This window comes from Burkholderia sp. HAN2018 (genome assembly GCF_024704855.1).
GTDB classification, from domain to species: Bacteria; Pseudomonadota; Gammaproteobacteria; order Burkholderiales; family Burkholderiaceae; genus Burkholderia; species Burkholderia cepacia.
On sequence record NZ_QOBB01000280.1, the window covers coordinates 1 to 8,137 of the forward strand.

The 8,137-nt window shown below is 67.0% G+C and carries 5 protein-coding genes and 2 pseudogenes; 1 reads left to right on the plus strand and 6 read right to left on the minus strand.

Annotated elements, in window-relative coordinates; genetic code table 11:
- Window positions 1–90: 90 nt before the first annotated feature.
- Both DPV74_RS36545 and DPV74_RS36550 read right to left on the minus strand, forming a co-directional pair.
- Window positions 91–322, minus strand: a pseudogene (locus DPV74_RS36545) (Dps family protein); the annotation flags it as partial.
- A gap of 28 nt (window positions 323–350) precedes the next feature.
- Window positions 351–1,199 (minus strand): LD-carboxypeptidase, encoded by an 849-nt coding sequence (locus DPV74_RS36550; protein ID WP_308357118.1) that lies wholly within the window; start codon window positions 1,197–1,199, stop codon window positions 351–353.
- A gap of 338 nt (window positions 1,200–1,537) precedes the next feature.
- On the opposite strand from DPV74_RS36550, the pseudogene DPV74_RS36555 reads away from it, so the two are divergent.
- A pseudogene (locus DPV74_RS36555) lies at window positions 1,538–1,660 on the plus strand (transposase); the annotation flags it as partial.
- 167 nt (window positions 1,661–1,827) lie between these two features.
- Here DPV74_RS36555 and DPV74_RS36560 read toward each other — a convergent pair.
- The 4 genes from DPV74_RS36560 to recG all read right to left on the minus strand — a co-directional run.
- Window positions 1,828–1,983, minus strand: a complete 156-nt coding sequence (locus DPV74_RS36560; protein ID WP_021163864.1) for a hypothetical protein — start codon at window positions 1,981–1,983, stop codon at window positions 1,828–1,830.
- A 102-nt stretch (window positions 1,984–2,085) separates the two neighbouring features.
- Window positions 2,086–4,272: a catalase/peroxidase HPI gene (gene katG, locus DPV74_RS36565; protein WP_060193627.1), complete on the minus strand. Its 2,187-nt coding sequence runs from the start codon at window positions 4,270–4,272 to the stop codon at window positions 2,086–2,088.
- Window positions 4,273–4,915: 643 nt separating this feature from the next.
- Window positions 4,916–5,875 (minus strand): hydrogen peroxide-inducible genes activator, encoded by a 960-nt coding sequence (locus tag DPV74_RS36570; RefSeq protein WP_060084059.1) that lies wholly within the window; start codon window positions 5,873–5,875, stop codon window positions 4,916–4,918.
- A 125-nt stretch (window positions 5,876–6,000) separates the two neighbouring features.
- A partial coding sequence (gene recG, locus DPV74_RS36575; RefSeq protein ID WP_240440087.1) for an ATP-dependent DNA helicase RecG occupies window positions 6,001–8,137 on the minus strand: 2,137 nt, incomplete at its 5' end.

Genomic DNA, 8,137 nt, shown 5'->3' on the forward strand with positions numbered 1-8,137 from the left:
AGGGCCGGGCCACGATTTGCGCCAATCAAGGGACGGATTCGATCACTCCGGATCGGGCGAGTCAGCGCGCCCTCCCCGGCCGCACCGTACTTACGCGAGCAGCGAGCGCAGCATCCACGCGGTTTTTTCATGCGTCTGCAGGCGCTGCGTCAGCAGGTCGGCGGTCGGCTCGTCGCTCGCCGCGTCGGCGATCGGGAAGATTCGCGCGCGCGGTTCGCACGACGGCCTCGTGCCCTTCGACGAGCGGGCGGATCATGTCTTCCGCCGCCGCCACGCCCTTCGCTTCCGGCACCGACGACAGTTTCGCGAAATCGCCGAAGGTACGCGTTCCTGTCCTTCCGGATTCGACGCTACGCGCCGAACCGGATCGCGCCGTTCTCGATGGCAGCCTGGCTGCCGTATTGCCAGGTGATGTTGCGGTGTTCATGTCCGATCGGCAGACCCGAGTAGATCGGCAGGCCGAAGCCGCCCAGCACGTCGACAAGCATCTGCTCGAGCGTGAAATCCGCGCCGTCCGGGATCGGGCAGCGCGTGAATTGCCCGAGCACGAACGCACGGGCTCCGTCGAACGCGCCGCTCAGACGCAGTTGCGTCAGGCTGCGGTCGAGCCGGTAGCCCAACTCCGTCACGTCCTCCAGCAGTACGATCGCGTCGCGTGAGCGAAGCGACCAGCGCGTACCCGCGACGCTCGCGAGTACCGTCACGTTGCCGCCGCACAAACGTCCCCGCACGGCACCAGGGGCGCCGGACAAATGCCGCAGACTCAGCGCGGCGCGTTCGTCGCCGGTCAGCACAGCGCGAATGTCGGCGCGCGTCGCGTCGTCGACCTTGGTCGCCAGACTGTGAAATGTCGGGCCATGCAGCAAACGCACGCCGGGCCGATCCGCGAGTGCGCAGAACAGTGACGTTGCGTCGGAAAAGCCGATGATCGTCTTTGGCGTTGCGATCTCGTCGGGCAAGTGCTCAAGCAAATGCGCGCAACCGAATCCCCCCCGCGCGAGCCACACGATCTCGATCGACGGATCCATCAGGGTGCGCCGCAGGTCGTCCGCGCGTTCCTCGGCGGTACCGGCGAAATAGCGGTACCGGCTGCCGAGATGCGCGCCGGCCCTGACCTCGAAGCCCCAACTTTCGACGAGCGCAATGCCACGCGCGATGCCTTCCGGATCGGGCACACCCGCAGGCGCGACCACGCCCACTGCCTTGCGTCGTGATTCCATTGAATGGCTACCTGGATGATGGAGAACCTGCCGAATATATCCGACACCGCTTGCTGACGGCTCGGCCTTGTCACGCAGCGTCGTGCGCGCGGGGATGACGATCGCCGGCGTCCGCGAAACCGCTGCGTTGCCGGCGCCGCTTGAGAATCACCGTCGCGGCAAAATCGCCGACCGATCGACGAACCAGGCGGCACGTCGAGCGGATGCACCTCGGAACCGCCGGCGTTGCGGGCCCTTCCCGGCGTCAACGCGTCGGTCGGTAACCAGTCAGCCATGTCGAGCGCAGGGACTCGTACCCATCCCATCGGACGTACGCGCAGGCATTCAAGCAGGATGTGATCAGGGAGACGTTGGCGCCCGGCATGTCGGTGTCGATTGTTGCGCGCCGGCACGACATCAACGCCAATGTGGCGTCCGGATGGCGCAAGCAATATCGTCAGGGCACCCTCAACCGGGTAGATCTGGATAGATCGTGGTTCTTCGTGGACATGTTGCGGACTCCTCACTCAACGAACCGGAGCAATTCACGCGAATCTGTTGCCCTGCATGCCGACACCGCACCACCCGTATGGCTCGCCACTGCAGCGTGGCGTGCGCTCCGCCGCGCTCAGGCGGCGGCGATCGCGTGCAGCGCCTGCGACACCAGTTCGGCCGCACCGCCGACGACGATCGCGAATCCGACTACGTACCGCGCGATCTCGGCCGGCGCCCGCACCTTCGGTGCCGCCAGTGCGGCGCGCATGTTCAGCATCATTTGCGTCATGATCGTCACTCCTTCAATGAAATCCAGGATCGGGACGAAACGGCCGACCGGACGACCGGCCGTTTCCCGTTACTGCCTCACCGTGCTACTGCACGGCAATGCTCACGCGAGGTCGAAGCGGTCGAGGTTCATCACCTTGTTCCAGGCCGCGACGAAGTCGCGCGCGAACTTCTCCTTCGCATCCGCGCTGCCGTACACCTCGGCCAGCGCACGCAGCTGCGCATGCGAGCCGAAGATCAGGTCGACGCGCGTACCGGTCCACTTCACCTTGCCCGTCGCGCGATCGCGCCCTTCGAACACGTCGTTCGCGGCCGACACCGGCTTCCATTCCGTGCCCATGTCGAGCAGGTTCACGAAGAAGTCGTTCGTCAGCGCTTCCGGACGATCGGTGAACACGCCGTGCTTCGCCTCGCCGGCGTTCGCACCGAGCACGCGCAGGCCACCGACGAGCACCGTCATCTCGGGCGCGCTCAGCGTCAGCAGTTGCGCCTTGTCGACCAGCAGCGCCTCGGCCGGCGTCTTGAACGCGCTCTTCAGGTAGTTGCGGAACCCGTCAGCCACCGGCTCGAGCACGGCCATCGCTTCGATATCGGTCTCTTCCTGCGATGCATCCGCACGGCCCGGCGCGAACGGCACCGTCACCGCGACGCCCGCGTTCTTCGCGGCCTGCTCGACGCCGGCCGCACCGGCCAGCACGATCAGGTCGGCGAGCGACACCTTCTTGCCGCCCGTCTGCGCATCGTTGAACGCCTTCTGCACGCCTTCGAGCGTCGCGAGCACCTTCGCGAGTTCAGCCGGACGGTTCACTTCCCAGTCCTTCTGCGGCGCCAGGCGGATGCGCGCACCGTTCGCGCCGCCGCGCTTGTCCGATCCGCGGAACGTCGCGGCCGACGCCCATGCCGTCGACACGAGCTGCGACACCGACAGGCCCGTCGCCAGCACCTTCGCCTTCAGCGCGGCAACGTCGGCGTCGTCGATCAGCGGGTGATCGACTGCCGGGATCGGGTCCTGCCACAGCAGGTGTTCCGCCGGCACTTCCGGGCCGAGATAACGGGAGCGCGGGCCCATGTCGCGGTGCGTGAGCTTGAACCAGGCACGCGCAAACGCATCGGCGAACTCGGCCGGGTTCTCGTAGAAACGGCGCGAGATCTTTTCGTAGGCCGGGTCGAAACGCAGCGACAGGTCGGTCGTCAGCATCGTCGGGCGATGCTTCTTCGACGCGTCGAACGCATCGGGAATCACTTCGCCGGCGTCCTTCGCGACCCACTGGTGCGCACCGGCCGGGCTCTTCGTGAGCTCCCACTCGTAGCTGAACAGGTGCTTGAAGAAGTCGTTGCTCCACTTCGTCGGCGTCGACGTCCACGTGACTTCGAGGCCGCTCGTGATCGCATCCTTGCCCTTGCCCGTGCCGAACGTGCTCTTCCAGCCGAGACCCTGCTCCTCGAGGCCCGCGGCTTCCGGCTCGGGGCCGACGTTCGACGCCGGACCGGCACCGTGCGTCTTGCCGAACGTGTGGCCGCCCGCGATCAGCGCGACCGTCTCTTCGTCGTTCATCGCCATCCGCGCGAACGTCTCGCGGATGTCATGCGCGGCGGCGACCGGGTCGGGGTTGCCGTCCGGGCCTTCCGGGTTCACGTAGATGAGGCCCATCTGCACGGCAGCGAGCGGGCTTTCGAGCTCACGCTTGCCCGAGTAGCGGCTGTTCGGGCCGCCGCTCAGTTCCAGCCAGATCTTTTCCGAGCCCCAGTAGACGTCGTCCGGTTCCCACGTATCGACACGGCCGCCGGCATAGCCGAAAGTCTTGAAGCCCATCGATTCGAGCGCGACGTTGCCGGTCAGGATCAGCAGGTCGGCCCACGAGATGTTGCGGCCGTACTTCTGCTTGATCGGCCACAGCAGCCGGCGTGCCTTGTCGAGGCTGACGTTGTCCGGCCAGCTGTTGAGCGGCGCGAAGCGCTGCTGCCCGCCGCCCGCGCCGCCGCGGCCGTCGGCCGTGCGGTACGTGCCGGCGCTGTGCCAGGCCATGCGGATGAACAGGCCGCCATAGTGGCCGAAGTCGGCCGGCCACCAGTCCTGCGACATCGTCATCAGGGCGTGCAGGTCCTTCTTCACCGCCGCGAGGTCCAGCTTGCTGAACGCTTCCGCGTAGTCGAAATCCTTGTCCATCGGATCGGACAGCGCCGAATGGCGGTGCAGGATGTTCAGGTTGAGCTGATTCGGCCACCAGTCCTTGTTCGTCGTGCCGCCACCAGCGGTGTGGTTGAACGGGCACTTCGTTTCGTTCGACATGCGATTTCTCCTTGGCTTGCTCGTATGACTCCACCGGTTCGCTCCGGCAGCATGCCGGGTGCGGTTGGTGGAGTGTCATTGCGGGGATGGGAAACGGAACAGGTTGATTCTCCTGTCGTACTACGGGATGTCGCGCGGGACCTGTTACGCGCGTTCCCGCCGCGACGCGCCGCGGGCGGGACGCTCGGGGAACCGGCTGCCGGCAGGCGTCGTGACGACGCCGCGGGCGGAATTCCAGCTTTCGGACATGCGATGCTCCCTCATGGCTTGATGGCGGGTGAATCGGGGGAACACTGAACCGGCGCGCGGCGGCGTTCAACCGCCATACACACGATCCGCGAGGTACGCGAACGCAATCGGACGCAGGCTGCGAACCGCCGCCCTGGCGCGATGTACGACCGCGTCGCGCGGCGGGATGTTCCGCTGCGCGTGCTGCAATACCGACCGCATCATGACATCCTCCTTTGACGCTTGCACTCAGCGTGCAGACCGGTCGTCGACAAGACACCGATCCATGGAGAGGATTCTATATGCGTCTATCGATTACTTGAATTTAATTAATTTCATCTATGCGATAGAGAAAAATAAACGGGGTCGTAAGACCCCGCTCATCGGGCTGCCGCACGCGCATGCCGCAGCGTGCTCAGTTCATCGTCGCCGGCATGTCGAGCTTCGCGACACCCGGCAGCTCGCAGGCGGAAATCGCGTCGCTGATCGCGTCGATCGCGGGCATCCGCGTGAAGCTCTTGCGCCACACGAGCACCACGCGGCGGTCGGGCACCGGCTCGTTGAACGGCACGTACGACAGCAGTTCGGCATCGGGGCCGTTCGCGCGCGGGCCGATCTCGGCAACCGACATTCGCGGCAGCACCGTGATGCCGACGCCGCTCGCGACCATGTGGCGGATCGTCTCGAGCGACGAGCCCTCGAAGGTCTTCTGGATGCCGTCGGCCGTCTGCGAGAAGCGCATCAGCTCCGGGCACACGCCGAGCACGTGATCGCGGAAGCAGTGACCGTTGCCGAGCAGCAGCATGGTTTCCTGCTTCAGGTCCTCGGCGTCGATCTCTTCGCGCTTCTCCCACGGATGGCCGGCCGGCAGCGCGACGACGAACGGTTCGTCGTACAGCGGGCGCACCATCAGGCCGGTTTCCGGAAACGGCAGCGCCATGATCGCGGCGTCGATCTCGCCCTGCTTCAGCAGTTCGAGCAGCTTGAGCGTGTAGTTTTCCTGCAGCATCAGCGGCATCTGCGGGACACGCTGGATCATCTGCTTGACGAGCGTCGGCAGCAGGTACGGCCCGATCGTGTAGATTACGCCAAGGCGGAACGGGCCGACCAGCGGATCCTTGCCCTGCTTCGCGATCTCCTTGATCGCGAAAGTCTGCTCGAGTACGCGCTGCGCCTGCGTGACGATCTGGTCACCGATCGGCGTCACGCTCACTTCGCTCGCGCCGCGCTCGAAAATCTGCACGTTCAGCTCGTCTTCGAGCTTCTTGATCGCCACCGACAGCGTCGGCTGGCTCACGAAGCAGGCTTCGGCCGCACGGCCGAAATGCCGTTCGCGCGCGACCGCGACGATGTATTTCAATTCAGTCAGCGTCATTGTGGGTCAATCAGAGATATACAGGCGATAGGTTTAATTTATACACCCTGTGACACCGGTTCGCCAAGTTTCTCTGCATCGGAATGCGTCGAATGGCGATTCCGGATCCGGCCCCAGCCCGCGGATCAGGCTTTCAGATACTGCTCCCGCGCGCCGAGCCAGCGCGCGAGATGCTGCGTGACGATTTCGGGATACGCGGCAATCAGCCGCGTCGCGGCTTCACGAGCCGGATCGATCAGCCAGCCGTCGGTCTCCAGGTTCGCGAAGCGCAGCATCGCCGCGCCCGACTGGCGGGCGCCGAGGAATTCGCCGGGGCCGCGGATCTCGAGGTCGCGCCGCGCGATCTCGAAGCCGTCGGTCGTCTCGCGCATCGTCTTCAGCCGCTCGCGGCCGGTGAGCGACAGCGGTCCTGTGTACAGCAGCACGCACACCGACGCCGCGGTGCCGCGCCCGACCCGGCCGCGCAACTGGTGCAGCTGCGCGAGGCCGAAGCGCTCCGCGTGCTCGATCACCATCAGCGACGCGTTCGGCACGTCGACGCCGACCTCGATCACGGTCGTCGCGACGAGCAGCTGCACTTCGTTGCGCGTGAATGCTTCCATCACGGCCGCCTTGTCGGCCGGCGACAGCCGGCCGTGCACGAGCCCGACCTTCAGCTCCGGGAGCGCGGCGGCCAGCGTCTCGTAAGTCTCGACGGCCGTCTGCAGCTGCAGCGTCTCGCTCTCCTCGATCAGCGGGCACACCCAGTACACCTGGCGCCCGGTCAGCGCGGCCTCGCGCACGCGGGCGATCACCTCCTCGCGCCGCGCATCGCCGACGAGGCGCGTCAGCACCGGCGTGCGGCCCGGCGGCAGCTCGTCGATCGTCGAGACCTCGAGATCCGCGTAATACGTCATCGCGAGCGTGCGCGGAATCGGCGTGGCCGACATCATCAACTGGTGCGGCTGGAAGTCGCGCGCGCCGTTGGCCGCGTTCGCGGCCTTCGCCCGCAGCGCGAGCCGCTGCTCGACGCCGAAGCGGTGCTGCTCGTCGACGATCACGAGGCCGAGCCGGGCGAATTCGACCGTGTCCTGGATGATCGCGTGCGTGCCGATCACGAGCTGCGCGGTGCCGAGCGCGGCCGCCTCGATCGCCGCGCGCTTCTCCTTCGCCTTCAGGCTGCCCGCGAGCCACGCAACCGTGACGCCGAGCGGCTCGAGCCACGCGCGCAGCTTGCGCGCGTGCTGCTCCGCGAGGATTTCGGTGGGCGCCATCAGCGCGGCCTGGTAGCCGGCGTCGATCGCCTGCGTGGCGGCCAGCGCCGCGACCACCGTCTTGCCGCTGCCGACGTCGCCCTGCAGCAGGCGCTGCATCGGGTGCGCGAGCGTGAGGTCGCGCGCGATCTCGTCGACGACGCGCGCCTGCGCGCCCGTCAGCGTGAACGGCAGCGCGGCATAGAGCCGGGTCGTCAGCGCATCGGCATCGCTCGCGGTGCGGCGCGGCATCGCGGGCGCCGCGCGCGTGCGGCGCTCCTCGTGTGCGCGCTTGAGCGACAGCTGCTGCGCGAGCAGCTCCTCGAACTTGATGCGCGTCCACGCCGGATGCGAGCCGTCCATCAGCGCGGCTTCGTCGGAATCGACACGCGGGTGGTGCAGGATGCGCACCGCCTGCTCGAGCGTCGGCACGTCGAGCGGCTTCAGGTAGTCGCGCTGGATCTCGGGCGGCAGCAACTCGGGCAGCGGCGTGCGCTCCACCGCGTTCTCGATCGCCTTGCGCAGGTACGCCTGCGACACGCCGGCCGTGCTCGGATAGACGGGCGTGAGCACCTGCGGCAGCGGCGCATCGGCTTCGACGACGCGCACGGCCGGATGCACCATCTCCATCCCGAAAAAGCCGCCGCGCACGTCGCCGCGCACGCGCAGCCGCTGGCCGACGGCCATCTGCTTGACCTGCGAGCCGTAGAAATTGAGGAAGCGCAGCACGAGCTGCTCGCCGTCGTCGTCCTGGATCTTCACGACGAGCTGGCGGCGCGGGCGATACGCGACCTCGTTGTCGAACACGACCCCTTCCGTCTGCGCGATGCCGCCCGGCAGCAGCTCGCCGATCGGCGTGAGCGTGGTTTCGTCCTCGTAGCGCATCGGCAAATGCAGCACGAGATCGATCGAGCGCGTGAGGCCGAGCTTCGCGAGCTTGTCGACGGTCTTCACGGGCTTGTCGGCGGCCGGCTTCTTCTTGCGCTTCGTGCCGGATGCGCCGGCCGCGCCTGCCTCGCCCGCTGCCTCG